Origin of the sequence: Bdellovibrio sp. HCB2-146 (assembly GCF_047345725.1) — a bacterium.
Classification (GTDB): Bacteria; Bdellovibrionota; Bdellovibrionia; order Bdellovibrionales; family Bdellovibrionaceae; genus Bdellovibrio.
In genome coordinates, this window is the sequence record NZ_JBLEQP010000003.1 from 117,546 (window position 1) to 133,909 (window position 16,364).

Annotated in this window: 14 protein-coding genes and 1 tRNA gene; 1 reads left to right on the plus strand and 14 read right to left on the minus strand. The window is 45.3% G+C overall.

Going from position 1 to position 16,364, the window contains the following annotated elements; all coding sequences use genetic code 11:
• Positions 1 to 329: 329 nt before the first annotated feature.
• From ACLWOR_RS18410 to ACLWOR_RS18460, 11 genes are all read right to left on the minus strand, one after another.
• Complete coding sequence (locus tag ACLWOR_RS18410) at positions 330 to 710, minus strand: hypothetical protein (protein WP_413942311.1); 381 nt, start codon at positions 708 to 710, stop codon at positions 330 to 332.
• Positions 711 to 798: 88 nt separating this feature from the next.
• Positions 799 to 872 (minus strand) — tRNA-Cys (locus ACLWOR_RS18415).
• A 61-nt stretch (positions 873 to 933) separates the two neighbouring features.
• Entirely contained in the window at positions 934 to 2,391 is a 1,458-nt protein-coding gene (locus ACLWOR_RS18420) for an ATP-binding protein (RefSeq protein ID WP_413942312.1), read from the minus strand.
• A gap of 91 nt (positions 2,392 to 2,482) precedes the next feature.
• Positions 2,483 to 3,361 (minus strand): site-specific tyrosine recombinase, encoded by an 879-nt coding sequence (locus tag ACLWOR_RS18425; RefSeq protein WP_413942313.1) that lies wholly within the window; start codon positions 3,359 to 3,361, stop codon positions 2,483 to 2,485.
• Positions 3,362 to 3,461: 100 nt separating this feature from the next.
• The gene (locus ACLWOR_RS18430; RefSeq protein WP_413942314.1) at positions 3,462 to 4,070 is read right to left on the minus strand and encodes a hypothetical protein; all 609 of its coding nucleotides are present in this window, start codon (positions 4,068 to 4,070) and stop codon (positions 3,462 to 3,464) included.
• 80 nt (positions 4,071 to 4,150) lie between these two features.
• Entirely contained in the window at positions 4,151 to 4,906 is a 756-nt protein-coding gene (locus ACLWOR_RS18435) for a hypothetical protein (protein WP_413942315.1), read from the minus strand.
• Positions 4,907 to 5,303: 397 nt separating this feature from the next.
• Entirely contained in the window at positions 5,304 to 6,461 is a 1,158-nt protein-coding gene (locus ACLWOR_RS18440; RefSeq protein WP_413942316.1) for a SpoIID/LytB domain-containing protein, read from the minus strand.
• An 87-nt stretch (positions 6,462 to 6,548) separates the two neighbouring features.
• Positions 6,549 to 7,298, minus strand: coding sequence for a slipin family protein (locus ACLWOR_RS18445; protein ID WP_413942317.1), 750 nt, complete (start codon positions 7,296 to 7,298; stop codon positions 6,549 to 6,551).
• A gap of 10 nt (positions 7,299 to 7,308) precedes the next feature.
• On the minus strand, positions 7,309 to 8,586 hold the full coding sequence (locus ACLWOR_RS18450) for an NfeD family protein (protein WP_413942319.1): 1,278 nt from the start codon (positions 8,584 to 8,586) through the stop codon (positions 7,309 to 7,311).
• Positions 8,583 to 9,071 (minus strand): hypothetical protein, encoded by a 489-nt coding sequence (locus tag ACLWOR_RS18455; protein WP_413942320.1) that lies wholly within the window; start codon positions 9,069 to 9,071, stop codon positions 8,583 to 8,585. The genes ACLWOR_RS18450 and ACLWOR_RS18455 overlap by 4 nt, the downstream gene beginning before the upstream one ends.
• 19 nt (positions 9,072 to 9,090) lie before the next feature.
• Complete coding sequence (locus ACLWOR_RS18460; RefSeq protein ID WP_413942322.1) at positions 9,091 to 10,293, minus strand: MFS transporter; 1,203 nt, start codon at positions 10,291 to 10,293, stop codon at positions 9,091 to 9,093.
• Positions 10,294 to 10,375: 82 nt separating this feature from the next.
• Here ACLWOR_RS18460 and ACLWOR_RS18465 point away from each other — a divergent pair, with 82 nt between their 5' ends.
• Positions 10,376 to 10,789, plus strand: coding sequence for a hypothetical protein (locus tag ACLWOR_RS18465; RefSeq protein ID WP_413942323.1), 414 nt, complete (start codon positions 10,376 to 10,378; stop codon positions 10,787 to 10,789).
• 9 nt (positions 10,790 to 10,798) lie between these two features.
• Here ACLWOR_RS18465 and murJ read toward each other — a convergent pair whose 3' ends face one another.
• From murJ to uvrB, 3 genes are read right to left on the minus strand one after another with little or no spacing between them, the layout of a single operon-like run.
• Positions 10,799 to 12,361 carry a murein biosynthesis integral membrane protein MurJ gene (gene murJ, locus ACLWOR_RS18470; RefSeq protein WP_413942325.1) on the minus strand — a complete coding sequence of 521 codons (1,563 nt, stop codon included), beginning with the start codon at positions 12,359 to 12,361 and terminating at the stop codon, positions 10,799 to 10,801.
• 6 nt (positions 12,362 to 12,367) lie between these two features.
• The gene (gene uvrC / locus ACLWOR_RS18475) at positions 12,368 to 14,260 is read right to left on the minus strand and encodes an excinuclease ABC subunit UvrC (protein WP_413942327.1); all 1,893 of its coding nucleotides are present in this window, start codon (positions 14,258 to 14,260) and stop codon (positions 12,368 to 12,370) included.
• On the minus strand, positions 14,247 to 16,325 hold the full coding sequence (gene uvrB, locus ACLWOR_RS18480; protein WP_413942329.1) for an excinuclease ABC subunit UvrB: 2,079 nt from the start codon (positions 16,323 to 16,325) through the stop codon (positions 14,247 to 14,249). Before uvrB ends, uvrC begins: the two co-directional genes overlap by 14 nt.
• Positions 16,326 to 16,364 lie beyond the last annotated feature (39 nt).

Consider the following 16,364-nt stretch of genomic DNA (forward strand, 5'->3'; position numbering starts at 1 on the left):
TTACCTCTAATTTCTCATATCGTTTTTTTCGTTTTCCATCTTTTGTGCTCACATCGATATCGCAAACCTCCCACGATTCCGTGCATCCCTCTTCACTCTCACATCCTTTAAACTCTTTAGTGAATTGATCACAACGAAGTGTGAGTTTATACTTATCGTCTTCAACAGTAATTCCAGAGGCCAACATGCCTCCATCAGGACTTAGCCGTAACACTCTATACACTCCGTCAATTTGAACTATATAATAGCCATATAAATAACTTGTTTTTGCAAAAAGGTATTCGCCAACTAAACAGCTACAACCCTTGAGATCTTCGTCATTCGGGGGACTAAGCTTTTTGCTTTCGAATAAGGAAAATTGCTGGCAGCCAAATCGCAGCGGTCACAAGTGAAATGAGAAGAATGTTTGATCCCCACTCCCCGCGTTCAAGACTTCCTTTTACTAGAAGGGCAAAAAACAAAAGATGTGGTAGATAAAAACAATAAAGAACAGAACGCCAGAATTTAACTTTAAGACCAACAATAGCAGAACAAACCGCAAGAAGGATTGCTTGCAGAACGAGAGGCGTCCAAGCAGCACTATTAAAAGCCATCGCAAAAAGAACAAAAGCAGATGCGCCACCTAGCAAGACCGCAAGAAAAAGCCAGAGAACTGACAGTCTCACCTTCGATCGCCACCAATGATCAATAGAACCTTCTTCTTTGTTCATTGAAACTATTGAAGCAGTTCGCGATAAAAAACGGAAGCACCTTCAAGGTGAAGACAATTGCGTACTTAAATTTTAAAAGGGAAAAAATTGGAGGTGACGAGCGGACTCGAACCGCTGTAGCAGCTTTTGCAGAGCTGAGCCTAGCCCCTCGGCCACATCACCCCATCGATCGAGGAAGAACCAAACTAGTACTTTTGGTCCTTAACGTCAATCACTATCCCTGTTATCCACCAAGTCGTTTTAGGGACTCAAATGGGAGGTAAGTCCACTTCAAAGCCTCCTCCACATGAGCCATTTCAAGAGTCACACTCTGATCTAAGTCAGCCAATGTCCTTGCGACTCGGAGCGTTGCGAGATCGCGACGGCGAGAGGGCAGTTCTTTCGGGAACAGTTCATTCATATAAAAACTCGGAACGTCGCGAACCAATTCTTCCAAGGTCCAACGAGCCGTCGGTTTTTTGTAGCGATCATCGGACAAAGCACGCTCTTCACGGAACACTCGAGCCCCCTCGAGTTTGCGCAAAATTTCCTGACCCGAAACAGTTCCGCCTGTGCTTTCCCGTTTTTGAGTAAAGAATGAAATCTGAAAACGATCGACCAAAGGTCCTGACAAACGCTCGCCATAGGAGCCGCATCTTTTAAGTGAACGCCCACAGATCACCTTTACACCCGGAACCCAATCCCCACATGGACACAAGTTCGTGGTCGCCACCGCTAAAGTTTCAGCCGGGTACTCATCAAAGTATCTCCCGCGACGAATGCGGATTTTGAACTCTTCCATCGGCTCGCGCAGAGCCTCTTGAGCACGTGGTTGGAATTCTAAAAGTTCATCCAATACTAGAACTCCTTTGTGTGCCCTAGTGATTTCACCTTTAAAAGGGGGCACACCCCCACCAATCAGACCGAGGGGTGTCGTTGAATGATGGGGCTGCACCAAAGGGCGCCAGCGAAGTTCCTTTTCACCAGCACCTTTGTTCATATTTCGAATTTGTTTCATGTCATCTTGGCTGGGCGAACTCAGCAAAGTTGTCAGAGTTTTTGCTATCGTACTTTTCCCAGAACCCGCGGGTCCGGCCAATAAAACCGAATGCTCCCCCAAAGCAACGACCTCTAAAAGTTTTGCCTGCCTCAAAGGAAAGTTTAAATCCAAACCGTAAGTAGGTCGTTCAATTGGGATTTCTCGATCAGATGCCGGCAAAATATGGGGTTCACGAGTATCTTGCAAAGTTCTGATAACGGCGCGATGAAAAGGAGCCTTCCCACCAAAACCAGCCCCAGTCCAGACCGTTACTGAAGCACTTGGATCAAACTCTTCAAGTAAGTCTTCAGGTTCATAAACTTCCCCACCTAAAGAAAGCTCCCCATAAACGAGCAATGGATCTGCACTCTCAGGCACCGGGATTTGTTGCGTCTCCCATAAAATCCCTAAAGCCACGGCCAGTTCCAAACCACGAGAGCTTTTCTTTAAGTGAGAAGGTCGAAGATTGACCAAGATTTGCTGTGCTTTCGGAAATTCAAACCCTTGAGCTCGAAGTGCACTTTTAATTCTGTGAATACTTTCTTTGATCCCCTGATCTGGGAGTCCAAGAAATTGAATTTGTGGAAGTCCCGGAACGAAGCTTAATTCCACTTCAACGGGAACGAGATTATGATGATCGCGGATCAAGGATTGTATTTTCATGCCCCACACGCAGGAGCAAAAAAAATCCCGTCGTGATCATTACGTTAATCGCGACGGGAGACTTTTAAAGACCGAAAGTCGGACTTTAAGTTTACTTCTCAACCTCTTGCAATTGGGAAAGAGGATGATGTTCTTCAATCGTACGAGTCATCGTATTGGTAGATACGTTGGTGTAGATCTGAGTCGTTTGAATGCTCGCGTGTCCAAGTAGCATTTGAATTGAACGCAGGTCTGCCCCACTTTCAAGCAAAGCTGTCGCACAGCCATGACGGAAGCGATGCGGATTCACAGGCTCTGAGAAACCTGCGCGTGCCGACCAAGCTGCCAGCCATCTCCAAACATCCACGCGAGATGGACGGTGACCACGATCATTGATCAAAATCGAAGGAGAGTTTTCTTTCACCAAAACCGGACGATGCTCTTTCAAATAAGTCGTCAATGCTTCGGCTAGTTTCTCAGTCAAAGGTACAAGACGTTCCTTGCTTCCTTTACCTAATACTTTAATCCAACGATCTGTCGCGTTGAAATCAACGATATTTAAAGAAATCAATTCAGAAACCCGGCAGCCCAAACCATATAGGAACAACAACGTCAGTTGGTTGCGTGCCGTTCTGACCGCGTCTTGTCCTTCGGCTGCATCAAAAAGCTGCTGGAATTCTTGAGGCGTTAAAACCTTTGGAAGTCCAACTTTCACCTTAGGAGGACGAAGATCACGAAGCTCGGGGCATTTCATTCCACGTGTTTCGCAAAACTTAAAGTAAGTGCGCAGCGAAGACACCACGCGGGCTTGTGAGCGCGTTGAGAGTTTTTGCTTTTTCATGAATTCGTAGAAGCCCGGGATTGTTTTACCCGTCTTGCTGTATTCAATGTAAAGTTCCAGGTCGCGGCGATAAGCCATCACCGTATTCTGGGAACGTCCTCGTACATTTTGCAGTTCATCAAAGAAGTCGATCCAAAGAGGTAATTCCATACAACCATTAGACCCAGACTTTAGACTAAGGGCAAGCAATAAAAAAAGCCTCCGTAATTTCTTACGAAGGCTTTGGTGTTTTTGATTTCTTTGTCAGTTTTTAGAAAAGATTGTCAGAGAAACGTGGGTCACATGGCATACCATTTACTTGCACGATCTTGATAATGCCCATCAAGCGCGTTGCTTGTTGGTGCATGATCCCTTGCACGATTTGGATGCGGATGTTTCCCGGAGTCAAAATCAAATCTGGAAGCTCCAAGATACCCATCGACATGCTACCAACCGAGTTGCTTGAAATTTGATAGTTGCCTGGAGGCAGTTGGCAACGACCACTTTGATCAACCAAAGGACCGTTCGCTACAAAGTTACCGCGGATTGCAACCGGACCTGAGTACATATTGCCTGGGTTGTTTGCGGGAGTCGCCCCCGAAGACATATATCTCATTCCGTTCCCGAATACTTGCATGTTTTGCAACTGAACCGTGCCTTGAGTATTTGCAGCACTGAATGTTGCAACTTGCATTGGGTATTGATTGATTTCTTGGCAACCTGCGCAGGCACCCATAACGCCAACACCGTATCCAACCGGAACATTGCTTCCTCCGTCGTCACCACATGCAACAAACGCAAAAGCCATAGATGCAGCTAGCACAAAGCGCACGAAAATCTCTTTTGAAAAACTGAAAGTTTTGTTTTTAAAGACTTCCATTTTCTCTCTCCTCTTAAGGTTAATTACATAAAACAAAAATAAAAAAACTTATCCTGTCACCAAGGCTGTTCAAAGCCGCTTTATTTGAAAGCAGCTGATAGAGATAGACCTGTGAAAGTTCCCAATTTACGGTAACCATCACCTGGTACCAACGAGCTCTTATTGCTCACCGCACCTGCTCGGCAATCATAAGGACCGTTGTAGATAAACCAGCACTTTCTGTATGGCGATTGTGTCGCATAAGATTGTGCGAAGTTTTTGTAGTAAATAGATCCTGTCACGTAACCACCACCTTGACCGTCACCTTGGTTCACAGCATTGTCGACGATAAGGATGATTGAACCGTAAGCATCTTGGAAGTAACCGCTGAATACAGATTTACCGCCAGACACATACCAGTAGTTGAAGTTTGCTTCCAAAGTACCGCTGTCTTTAAGATCGTAGTATTTTACGTTTCTGCCAGAGCCTGCACTGAAAGTAGCTTCATAGTTTTGACCTGCATCTGTGTAAGAGATTTTTACTGTACCCGCGTAACGCTTCTCTTCGATTTGAGTCAAATTCACTGTCACTTTATAGTTAGACGGATTGTTCAATGCATGCACAGCTACGTAGTTGCTGAACTCAGTAAATGATACTGGAGTGAACGCAGCTTGATTTGTGTAAGTACCAGAACCTGTGTTGCCACCATTATCTGGAGCGACAATGATTCCACCATCTGGAACTGTTCCTGTGCCGGAGTCTGATAGAGTCTCAAATGAATTGCTGGATCCGCATCCCACTCCGATGAGTGAAAATGCTGCTAGCAGAATCATCAGTTTAGAATTTAGAGTTTTCATATCAGCCTCTCTTTAAGAAGTTCGATTTACTTGGAACCTCTCACTAAGACTTCTTTGCGATGCTCGTGCCAATCGCGCAATGATTGTGTAACTCTTGGAAATGACGAAATAAAAGTGCCCATTCTCAAGCTGAAACAGCGGCATGTTTGTCGTCTAAGGTAACAGGGTGGGACGCAAAAGTGTCACTTTGTCTAATATTGAGATGACAAAAAGTTCGGCGAAATAAGAAATATTTAAGATTTTTCCTCAAGTTACCGAAACGGGATTTATATCAACGATATTAAGTTTAACACTTAGAGGAAGTATATGACCGTATCTGCTACAAACGCGATTATCTTGGGTGCCGTCTTTATGTTCGCTGCCCGAGTATTCATGGGTTTCTAAAACTGAAACATATCTAGCGGACTTGGGCCAAAGGATAATAGTGAGCAAGGATTTGCTTATAGTTATATCCTTTTTGGCCTAATGAGCGACTGCCCCATTGGCAGAGTCCCACGCCATGTCCAAATCCCCGTCCTTCGAATTGAAAACTCGCCTCGCCTTTATGCATATCAAAAAGAGTGCTCTTTAAATCCTGAAATCCCAATTTGGAACGAAATTCATTGGCGGCCAAAAGCTGACTGCTTCCGTTTGGCAAAACCAATTTCACAGATTTGACGCGATGACCTTGCTCTTGAATCAGCTGTAAATCTTGGATGGCTTGAACGCCCAAACGACGAGCCAGTTCTTCTCTATTCAAACTTAATTTCCATTGCGCACTAGGACTGGTTGGACAAGAGGCATCGGTTGTTGTTCCCGCGTTGACTCCATATTTCCATACTTCTTTTGCTGAAATGGTCTGCCCGCCGCAGTCCGCGTGGTAAAAAGCTTTTAAGACACGCTTGTTTGGACCATAGAGTTTAACACCTTTGGTTGCAGCGACAGCCACCATGGCTTTTTTGATTTTCGGATCTTGCGTATCTTCGCTCATCACGTGACGGAAGACTTGATCCAAAACAGTGCTTTCGAGGTGATAGTATTTATCTTTTCTTTCTTGTATAACCGCGAGCGCGTAAGAGCGAGCGGCGACTGCTTGAGCTTTCAATGTTTCAACGGGCCAGCCCAGCGGCATTTCACTTGCCAGTACTCCCACAATATAATCTTCAATCGACATCACGCCGACCACATCAACTTTGCCGGATTCCGTTTGAGTGAGGAGAATTTTTTCTGGTAGCGACTGCCCGTTGATTCGTAAGTTCGTCCCCTGCACCATTAAGAACTTTTCCGGGAACAGATGTTCACGCTCTTGATTGTTTAAACGAAGTGCCCAGAGCTTAAGATTATCTTTAGGAAGCAGACGGATTTCCGCCGCCATGGTTTGCGGAATAGCCACGGGCTGAAATGGCGAAGACAGAGTTTGAAAGCGAAGACCTAAACCTGAAACTTGAATCGAACCCGGAAGGGTTTGCAAACGAACGCGAACTTGGTCATTGGCTTCAATAAGGGAAGCTTGAACTTCTGGCAAAAAACTGATGAGAACGCAAAGAAACACCCCAGATGCAAAAATCCTTCTCACGCTTAAACCCGTCCCTGGCAAAATAAAAAAGGCAAAGCTTCGTGCCTTGCCTCTTTATTAAATCCAACTTGGGCCCAAGATAGAAGTCTAGTTTTTCTCCGTTAGCGCCAAGATCGGTTTTACCAACTCGATAGGAAGTGGGAACACGATCGTATTGGTCTTATCACCAGAAATTTCCGTGAGTGTTTGCAAGTAAGCGAGCTGGATAGCTGAAGGCGAACTTGAAAGTGTGTGGGACGCCTCAGCAAGCTTTTGCGCACGTTGCAACTCACCGTCTGCAGAAATAACTTTCGCACGACGCTCACGCTCAGCTTCCGCTTCACGCGCCATTGCACGCTGCATTTCTTTAGGAAGGTCGATTTGTTTTACTTCCACCATTGTGACCTTCACGCCCCAAGCTTCTGTGTGCTTATCAAGGATAGCCTGAAGTGCGGTATTGATTTTATCGCGATGCTCGAGCACGTCATCGAGCGGATACTGTCCCATCACAGAACGTAAAGTAGTTTGCGCCAACTGACTTGTTGCAAAGTAGTAGTCTTCAATTTTTGTGATCGCCTCAAGAGGTGAAATCACTTTGAAATAAACAACCGCATTTACTTGCATGCTCACGTTGTCTTTCGTGATCACGTCTTGTGGTTGCACATCCATCGTGATGGTACGAGTGTCGATTTTCACCATACGCTCAATAAATGGAATGAGGAGGATCAAACCAGGGCCGCGCACGCCAATCGCTTTACCTAAGCGCAAAACCACGCCACGTTCCCAATCATTCAGGATTTTCACCATTGAGCTTAAGATAATGCCCCCGATGACTAAACCAGCTATCATGAATTCCATATTTTTCTCCTTACTTAACCTTTTTCACATTCAAAGTGAGTCCCTGACGAGCGGTCACGTTCACGGCGTCACCTTCCTTCAAAGAATCTTCCGAAACAAATTGCCAAACTTCGCCCATGATTTGAATTTGACCAGCGTGGCCCGTCTCATTCACTTTCATCACGCGACCTTCGTATTTGAGCAAATCTGAGTCGGTATCACCGGATTTATGCCGTATCGTTTTCAGCGCCAAGTAACCAATTCCAAAGAAAAAAAGCGCCAGCACTGAAACAACTGAAATAATAAGTGGCAACGACAAGACATACCCCGATGTTTCACGATCAAATAAAAATAAACTGCCTACAAATACAGAAATTAAACCACCAACACCGAGAACACCAAAACTTGGCAAGAAAACTTCCAGAATGAGGAACACGATCCCCAAAATAATCAATGCCAGTCCTCCCCATGCAACATCCAATTTATGGAATGCCACCAAAGACAAGACCAAACCCATTCCACCGATAACACCTGGAGCAATTAATCCTGGATGCGTAATCTCCACATAAAGAAGCGCGATGCTTCCCATGAACAGCAAATAGGCAAATTCAGGATCGGCGATAAAACTTAAAACTTTTTGGCGAAGATCTGGCTCGAACTCAACAAGGGGGCCGACAACAACTTGACCTTGTTCTTTTTTATCTTGCAGAAGAACGGAAAGGCCTTTTGCTTTTGTTAAAAAATCTTGCTCATTACTTGCAAGAATATCAAGCGCCTTGATTTTGTGAGATTCTTCACTGCTCAATGCTTTGGCTTCTGTGATAATGTCGCGAGAAAATTCTAAGCTTCTTCCGCGAAGCTTGGTGACTCCTTCAAGCCAGCTCACAGTGTCGTTAATCATTTTCTTTCGAAGATCATCCGAAATCTGCTCGCCCGTACCCAAAATCGGAGTTGCAGCGCCAATATTTGTGGCGGTCACGCCACCATTCACGTGGCACGCTTGCAAAATAATCGCACCTGCACTGCCCGCATGTCCGCCACTTGGCGTGATCAAACAAAGATAAGGAATGGGAGAAGCCAGAATGCGCTCAACAATCAAGCGCGTGCTTTGCAAATGACCACCTGGCGTGTTCATGCGCACATACAAAGACTTGCAACCTTTTTCGAGAGCGCGTTTTTCCGCACGTTCAAGATAATCAAGAGTTGAAGCTGAAATCGCCCCTGTCACCGTCACGGCCATTGTGCAATCGGCTTTCGCAAATGAAAGTCCTACCAACAAGACACTGACGATTACAAGAAGGTGTTTCATAAGCTGAGCTCCTTCATTACTTTTTGCAGATCATTCCAAACAACTTTTTTAGCACCCGGATCTTCAAGCAAGTAAGCGGGGCTGTATGTTTCAATCCATTTCCCAGGACCTTTGAAAATCAATTCGCCAATGTCTTTCGGGAACGAACTAAAGACCACGACAACTTTACCTTCACATTTAGGGGCAAGCTCAGATGGCAATTGCGAACGATCTTCCACCGTACAATCGAGCTCCAGCATTTGAATATTCTGAAGCTTCATCGCCGATTTCATTTTGTCAAAAAGCTCACGCACATCTGGATTAAAGAGGCTTTCTTTAGGTTGAGTGAGAATATTCAGAAAAACCAATTCCGCATGCACAAGCTCGGCAGGCTCAAACGGACCTTGTGCTGAAATAAATTGCGCGGGTGTGACCTCGTGAGAAGGCGACATCAAAACAGTTTGAACACCGAGAACTTCTCGCAGGTAAGTGACGTAATCTTTCATGCCCGGCAGTCTACCCGATCTAAGTGACCTTTCCAAAGGATTTCAACCCTTTGGAGAAGCCAATAATCCCAAGACCACAAGCGGCAAAAAGCAAAGCCAACGAAGTAGAGCTCAAACGAGCAAACGCGCCCCACGTCACAGATCCTAACGCCATGCCTGCATAGAAAACCGCCAAGAAAACGCCAAGCATCGTCGCTTTTAAATGCGATTTCCCTGTGAGTTGCCGAGAATTCATGTTCATTAAAGTTGCAAGAACAAGCCAGCCAGTTCCTGCTAAAAACATAGCGATACAAATTTCAAAATAGTACTGGGCTCGTCCTAAGATAAATACGCCCAAGGCGTACACCACATAGGCCCCAGCTAACGAGCGATCGGTTTTCTGTGGTTGCATGATTTTATTCGACAGTACCGCACTTAAACACGCACCTAATCCGAAACATCCCAAAAGAGTGCCGTATTGCCACGAATTCAATCCCAACTCTAAACGCCCTCGCGTGGGATAAAGAGCCCACAACGAAGAAGCACAGAAAGTGACGCAGAAAATTTCTGCCCATAGTTTTAAATTGTGAAGCGAAAAAATAATTCCTAACTCTTCAGAGACCGACATTTCTTTCGGTGGTTTGACTTCTTCAAAAGTTTTTGGCACTGGCCACTTCCAGAAAAAGAAAATCAAACCTAGAAACGACAAGCTGTTCACAAGAAACGCACTCATTGGACCAAAACCGCTAAGAAGTCCTCCACCTACGGCAGGACCCAAGACGCGAGAAATATTAATACCCATGTAGTAAACAAGCACGGCCTGAGCCTGGGATTTACTCGGCACTAAATCAGTTAATACAGATTGAAAGGCCGGATTTGTAAGAGCGACCCCAATACCCATGATGAGTGACAAGCCAATCAAAGAAGCCTGCGTGATATTTTCCGACCAAACGAGATAAGCCAGCGCTGCAGCCGCGATAAACATTCCGGATTGCGCAAAGAGAAGAATTTTTCGGCGATGCCCGTGGTCTGCAATATATCCTGCTGGAATACTTAAAAACAGAATCGGCAAACTGCTGCTAAACGACAACAATGAAATGACCAACGGCGAGTGCGAAAGATGTGTCATCACCCAGCTTGCCGCGACATCTTGAATCCAAGTTCCGAGATTTGACAAGAATGCACAAATCCAAAAAGAGCGATAAACTGAATATGAGAAAGGAGACCAAACCGAGTCTTTCATTATGAAATAAACATACTATGAAAAGTCTTTGCGACCAATTTGTTCTTCTAGGAAAATTGAGATTATTCGACGGAGGTCATCTATGAAACTCATTTCAAGTCTGCTCTTAGGGGCTCTATTGATTTTCTCTTCCGCAAGTTTTGCTAAAAAAAGTCCCATGAACCTTGAGATATCTTCCGATGTGTTATCATCCCAAGGTAACAAGTATTACTCTTATCACTTTGGCCAAGTGCGAGTGAATTGGAGTGAGTGGGCCGATTTGTATTTACGAAATACGGGGAATGGTCCGCTCTATGTCCAAGGTGTTTACCTCCATGGCAGCTCCGCGTTTCGAGCTTGGTCGAACTGCCCCGCCTATTTATATCCCGGCCAATCCTGTCTGACCCGCGTAGAATTCCGCCCATGGTACGAGGGATACGATACAGCTCGCCTCCGATTTGCTCTCGCTGACGGAAACATCTACGTCGACCTCGGCGGCTGGGGTGTTCGATATTAGTGCGGGATTTTACCCCAAACGGCGTTTAATTTTTTGAAGGAATGTGCTCGCTTGTTCGATTTTGAAGAGGATTCCGCAGGTGAAATAAACGATGCCGTAGATTCCCAGTACAACGACGGCACGGATGATGATGTGTAGATGCGATGGTACGAACCATTTTCCTACTGCGAATGCCACTGTGGCGGCGATTAAGCCGGCGAGCCAAATTTTTGTTTGGAACATCAGACCCAATTCGGTTTTGCCGATACGTTTTTTCAAGGCGAGCTTTAACAGCGCGTATTCAAACCAACCCGCAACACCAGCAGAGACTGTCAAACCCACAGCTCCCCAGCGTGATTCGATGCCTAAAATTCCTGGCAAATAAAACGCCATAAAAATAGCCAAAGAAGTCGAAAGCACAACGCGCACAATAGCAAACTTTAGCGGCGTGCGCGGATCTTTCAGCGAATAAAATGTCGATGAATACAATCGGCCTTGAGTCGAAGCAAAAAGCCCCACGGCAGAACCCATTAGCACATACCAAACATATTGCGTGCTATATTCGTCAAAATGTCCCGTTTGAAAAAGTGCTCCCACAATAAAGTTTCCTAAAAAAACAAACGCCAAAACGGAAGGCACGATAAAAAACGCAATTTGCTGAAGGCCCTTTTGCAAACGTTCACGCAAATAAACATTTCTTTCTTCCACACTCCCCGTCGCCTGTGACATCGCCGGAAGTTCCGCTGCTGAAACACTCATACCAAAAAGACTGATCGGCAAAAGATACAAAGTCTGCGCGTAGGCAAGGGCCGAAACCGCACCTGTCGGCAAAAGACTCGCCAACATGTTGTCGATATAGGCTACGATTTGCACAACACCGCGAGAGAAAAGAGCCGGCACAAAGTTTTTAAGGATTGTCGGAACGCCTGCAACACGAACAGCCAATGACGGACGAACTTTTTTCGCCAAACGAAGAGCGGAAGGCAGTTGTACTAAAAACTGCAACAAACTTCCAACAACCAAGCCCCAAGAAGCTGTGATCGCAAGATCAAATTGAGTTTGCTTACTGCCCCACGCCACCAATGCGATGATGATCGATACGTTCCAAATGACCGGCGCCACGTAAGAAAGGAAAAATTTCTTATGCGAGTTTAAAATTCCCAAACACCACGCTGATAAAACAGCAAAGCCAGTCCCCGGGAAAAGAATTTGTACGATTTGAACCGTGAGATCTCTTTTGGCACCCGTAAAGCCGGGGGCAATCACGTCAATCAAGACAGGCGTCGCCCACACACCCAAAACCACCAAAATAGAGGTGAGCAAAAACATCAGGCTGCCAATAACAGAAGCCACGCGTGCCGCTTCTTCATCGTGCTTTTTAGCGAGCATTTCGGCGTACACAGGAATAAAGCTTGCCGACAACACGCCTTCACCTAAAAGATTTTGCAAGAAATTAGGAATTTTAAGAGCTGCTTTAAAGGCATCCCCGGCATCAGAGTTACCGAAGAAGTGGGCAAACACGCGCTCGCGAACAAGTCCCGCGATACGACTTAAAAAGATTCCGAGTCCCACTAAAAAAGCATGATTGCGCATAGCCGCCTATTCCTCGGCGGTCACTTCTTCCTCTTCGGTCTCATTGAGCTGTAAGAGAATACGCTCAGCTAAGACGCGATTAAAGCTTTTAAGTTTCGCAATTTCTTCAGGATCCGCCATCTTGATTTCATCAATAGAATTGAACTGAGTCAAAAGAAGTTTCTTTCTTTTCTCTCCGAGACCCACCACGTAATCAAGTTCACTCTCAAGCGAACTGCTCTCACGAAGTTTTCGATGGTACGTGATCGCAAAACGATGGGCTTCGTCACGAATGCCCGTCAAAATATACAAAGCCTCAGCATTGTTTTTAAACGTGACAGGGTTGGAACGTCCGGGAAGGAAGAAGCGCTCTTCCGTCGACTCCACTTCTTGCTTTTGGAAGTCACTTTCCGTGCGAGCCTTCGCCAACCCAACAACTGGGATGTCTTTGCGCCCGATTTCTTCCAAAATACGTACGGCCTGGGATAATTGCCCCTTACCACCGTCGATAACAATCAGCTGCGGGTCTTCATATTCCGTATGCTTGAAGCGGCGACTTAAAACCTCATACATCGAGGCAAAGTCATTGATCCCTTCAACGGTTCTGATCTTATAGCGACGATAGTGCTCTTTCGCGGGCACACCATCCTCAAAGACCACTTGTGACGCCACAGTTTCAGCGCCCTGAAAGGTGGAAATATCATAACACTCAATGCGACGAGGACGGTCTGGCAGGCCCAATTTCTCTTTGATTTCATCCAAACCACGAAGTTTTTCTTCGGATTTTGAAACATACTTCATGAAATGTGATTTGGCGTTTTCATGAGCCATATCCACAAGATTTCTGCCACGCTCATCGGTCGCAAAACGAACGCCCACTTTGTGCTCAGAGCGTTCTTTTAAAACTTCTTCCATTAATTTGGATAAATCCTGCCCCACATCTAATGGCAACAAAACATCATCCGGGATAAAGTTGTCTTCGTAATACTGATTAAGGAAATCAATCAGCCACTCACGCGGATCTTCCGCAGAATCATTTGGATCAAAGTGCGGCAAGAAGTGCGGACGCGTCCCGATCACACGACCGGCGCGCACGTGGACGGTTTCAATTAAACAGCCGCGCTCATCGCCATAAAAACCAACCGCATCAAGATCTTTTTCCGTGGTATCGTTGATGACAGCTTGTTTTTCTAAAATCGCTTTGACAGATTGAATGGAATCACGCAAACGAGCTGCAACTTCAAATTTCTCTTCATCCGCAGCCGCCATCATTTTTTCCGTCATGGCTTTGACGACTTTACGGCTTTGTCCTTTCAGGAAAAGCTTTGCACCTTCAACTTCGGCTTTGTATTCGTCTTGAGAAATATACTCCACACACGGAGCTGTACAACGACCAATTTGATACGTCATACAAGGACGACGACGGGTTTTAAACATCACATCCGTGCAGTCACGGATTTTAAATGTTCTATTTAAAAAGCGAATTGTTCCTTGAACTGCAAAGCCTGAAGTATAAGGCCCAAAATACATCGAGCCGTCTTTACGAACTTTACGTGCCAGATACAAACGTGGAAATTCATCACTCCAAGTCAGGCGAATATACGGATAAGCTTTATCGTCGCGCAGACGGATATTGTACTTAGGGCGGTGTTTTTTAATTAACGAAGCTTCCAGTAAAAAGGCTTCGACTTCTGTTTTAGTTAGAATGTATTCAACTTCAAGGATGTTTTGAACAAGCAATCGCGTTTTTGGAGAGTGATCTTTATTGTCTGTAAAATAACTGCGCACGCGATTACGCAAATTCTTGGCCTTACCGATATAGATAATCTTCTCGGTCACACCTTTCATCAAGTAAACCCCACTTTGCGTGGGGAACTCGCGAACTTTATCTTTCAGTTCGTCAAATTTACTTGAGGCCATCCTTGATCACCTCTGAACTTTCGGATTCCACTTCGCCGCTTCGAACATTCAATTCGACGATTTGCAATCGTTTGATTTCATCACGTACTTTCGCTGCTTCTTCAAATTCCAGATCAGCAGAAAATTTTTTCATCTTAGCACGAAGCTTTTCAATTTCTTTCTGCAATTTATCTGGCTCATGAGAAAATTTATTATAAGCCGCATTGGACTTCGCTTCCCCTTGCAAAGGAGACGCTGCCAAAGAACCGTCAAATACTTCGCCCAAACCTTCTTTGATACGTTTTTTCACGGACTGTGGCGTGATTCCATTTGCAGTGTTGTATTCAGATTGAATGCGACGACGACGCTCTGTTTCGTTCATCGCCTTTCTCATGCTGTCAGTGATGATATCACCATACAAAATAACCTGACCGTTCAAGTTACGTGCGGCACGACCAATGGTCTGAATTAACGAACGCTCAGAACGCAGGAAGCCCTCTTTATCGGCATCGGTGATCCCTACCAAGCTCACCTCAGGAATATCCAAACCTTCTCTTAAAAGGTTGATACCGACCAGAACGTCAAAGACACCCAAACGCAAATCGCGCAAAATTTCAGTCCGCTCCACAGTTTGAATATCGCTGTGCAGGTACTTCACTTTGATTCCAAGATTTTCGTAATACTCAGTCAAATCTTCAGCTGAGCGCTTGGTCAGCGTCGTAATCAAAACACGTTCGTTTCTTGAAATGCGCAGACGAATTTCTTTTAATAAATCGTCAACCTGATGCTTAACCGGACGCACTTCCACAACAGGATCTATCAATCCAGTCGGGCGAATGATTTGTTCAACGATAATACCTTCTGATTTTTCTAATTCATAATTACCAGGAGTCGCTGACACATAGACGACTTTATCCATCATGCGTTCAAACTCTTGGAAATTCAGCGGGCGATTGTCCAATGCTGATGGCAAACGGAAACCATGCTCGACCAGTGTGGACTTACGAGCGCGGTCGCCACGGTACATCCCCCCGATTTGCGGAATCGTCACATGCGACTCATCAATAAAAGTCACAAAGTCTTTCGGGAAGTACTCAAGCAAAGTCGGAGGCGGCTCACCCGGTCCACGACCCGTCATATGGCGCGAATAGTTCTCAATCCCCTGACAGAATCCCATTTGCTCCATCATCTCAATGTCGTAGTAGGTTCGTTGCTCCAAACGTTGAGCTTCTAAAACCTTCATGTCTTTATTGAGATCCACCAAGCGTTCACGCAGTTCATCCTGAATGGTTTTAATCGCACGCTTTAAATGATCATCACTGGTGACGTGATGGCTTCCTGGATAGATCCCGATTTGATCGAGTTCTTCCAGCACTTGTCCCGTCAATGGATCAATCCACGACAAGCGTTCGATAAAGTCGCCAAAGAATTCCACACGAATCGCACGCGCGTCTTCGTATGAAGGGAAAATTTCCACATTGTCCCCGCGAACACGGACAGTTCCACGATGGAAATCCACGTTGTTACGAGAATACTGAATTCGAATCAATTCACGCAGCAAATGATCCCGCTTCATTTCCGTATTGGAAACGACTTGGATCATCATACCTTCGTAGGCCTCTGGCGAACCCAAGCCGTAAATACAAGAAACGGAACTGACGATAATAACATCGCGACGATCAAATAAGGAACGTGTGGCCGAGTGGCGCATGCGATCGATTTGCTCATTAATCGCCGAGTCTTTTTCGATATAAGTATCCGTCGAAGGAATATAGGCTTCGGGTTGATAGTAATCGTAATAGCTGACAAAATACTCAACCGCATTGTGAGGGAAAAGTTCTTTAAACTCGGCATAGAGCTGAGCTGCCAGAGTTTTATTTGGCGCAAGCACAAGCGCGGGCTGATTCAGCTTTGCAATCGTGTGGGCCATTGAAAATGTTTTTCCTGAACCGGTAACTCCGAGTAAAGTTTGATGCTTCAAACCTGCAGCAAAGTTTTCAACCATTTGCTCAATGGCTTTTGGTTGATCTCCAGAAGGCTTAAACTCAGATACCAGTTGGAAGTTCTTTTTATACGAAGTGCTCATTCGTACAAGAATAGCATAGAAAAACAGCAAAAAGAAAGA

Bases quoted from the DNA above. Each gene is read 5' to 3' on its own strand.
- ACLWOR_RS18410 (WP_413942311.1), bottom strand. From the start codon at position 710: ATGAACAAAGAAGAAGGTTCTATTGATCATTGGTGGCGATCGAAGGTG.
- ACLWOR_RS18420 (WP_413942312.1), bottom strand. From the start codon at position 2,391: ATGAAAATACAATCCTTGATCCGCGATCATCATAATCTCGTTCCCGTT.
- ACLWOR_RS18425 (WP_413942313.1), bottom strand. From the start codon at position 3,361: ATGGAATTACCTCTTTGGATCGACTTCTTTGATGAACTGCAAAATGTA.
- ACLWOR_RS18430 (WP_413942314.1), bottom strand. From the start codon at position 4,070: ATGGAAGTCTTTAAAAACAAAACTTTCAGTTTTTCAAAAGAGATTTTC.
- ACLWOR_RS18435 (WP_413942315.1), bottom strand. From the start codon at position 4,906: ATGAAAACTCTAAATTCTAAACTGATGATTCTGCTAGCAGCATTTTCA.
- ACLWOR_RS18445 (WP_413942317.1), bottom strand. From the start codon at position 7,298: ATGGAATTCATGATAGCTGGTTTAGTCATCGGGGGCATTATCTTAAGC.
- ACLWOR_RS18450 (WP_413942319.1), bottom strand. From the start codon at position 8,586: ATGAAACACCTTCTTGTAATCGTCAGTGTCTTGTTGGTAGGACTTTCA.
- ACLWOR_RS18455 (WP_413942320.1), bottom strand. From the start codon at position 9,071: ATGAAAGATTACGTCACTTACCTGCGAGAAGTTCTCGGTGTTCAAACT.
- ACLWOR_RS18460 (WP_413942322.1), bottom strand. From the start codon at position 10,293: ATGAAAGACTCGGTTTGGTCTCCTTTCTCATATTCAGTTTATCGCTCT.
- ACLWOR_RS18465 (WP_413942323.1), top strand. From the start codon at position 10,376: ATGAAACTCATTTCAAGTCTGCTCTTAGGGGCTCTATTGATTTTCTCT.
- murJ (WP_413942325.1), bottom strand. From the start codon at position 12,361: ATGCGCAATCATGCTTTTTTAGTGGGACTCGGAATCTTTTTAAGTCGT.
- uvrC (WP_413942327.1), bottom strand. From the start codon at position 14,260: ATGGCCTCAAGTAAATTTGACGAACTGAAAGATAAAGTTCGCGAGTTC.
- uvrB (WP_413942329.1), bottom strand. From the start codon at position 16,325: ATGAGCACTTCGTATAAAAAGAACTTCCAACTGGTATCTGAGTTTAAG.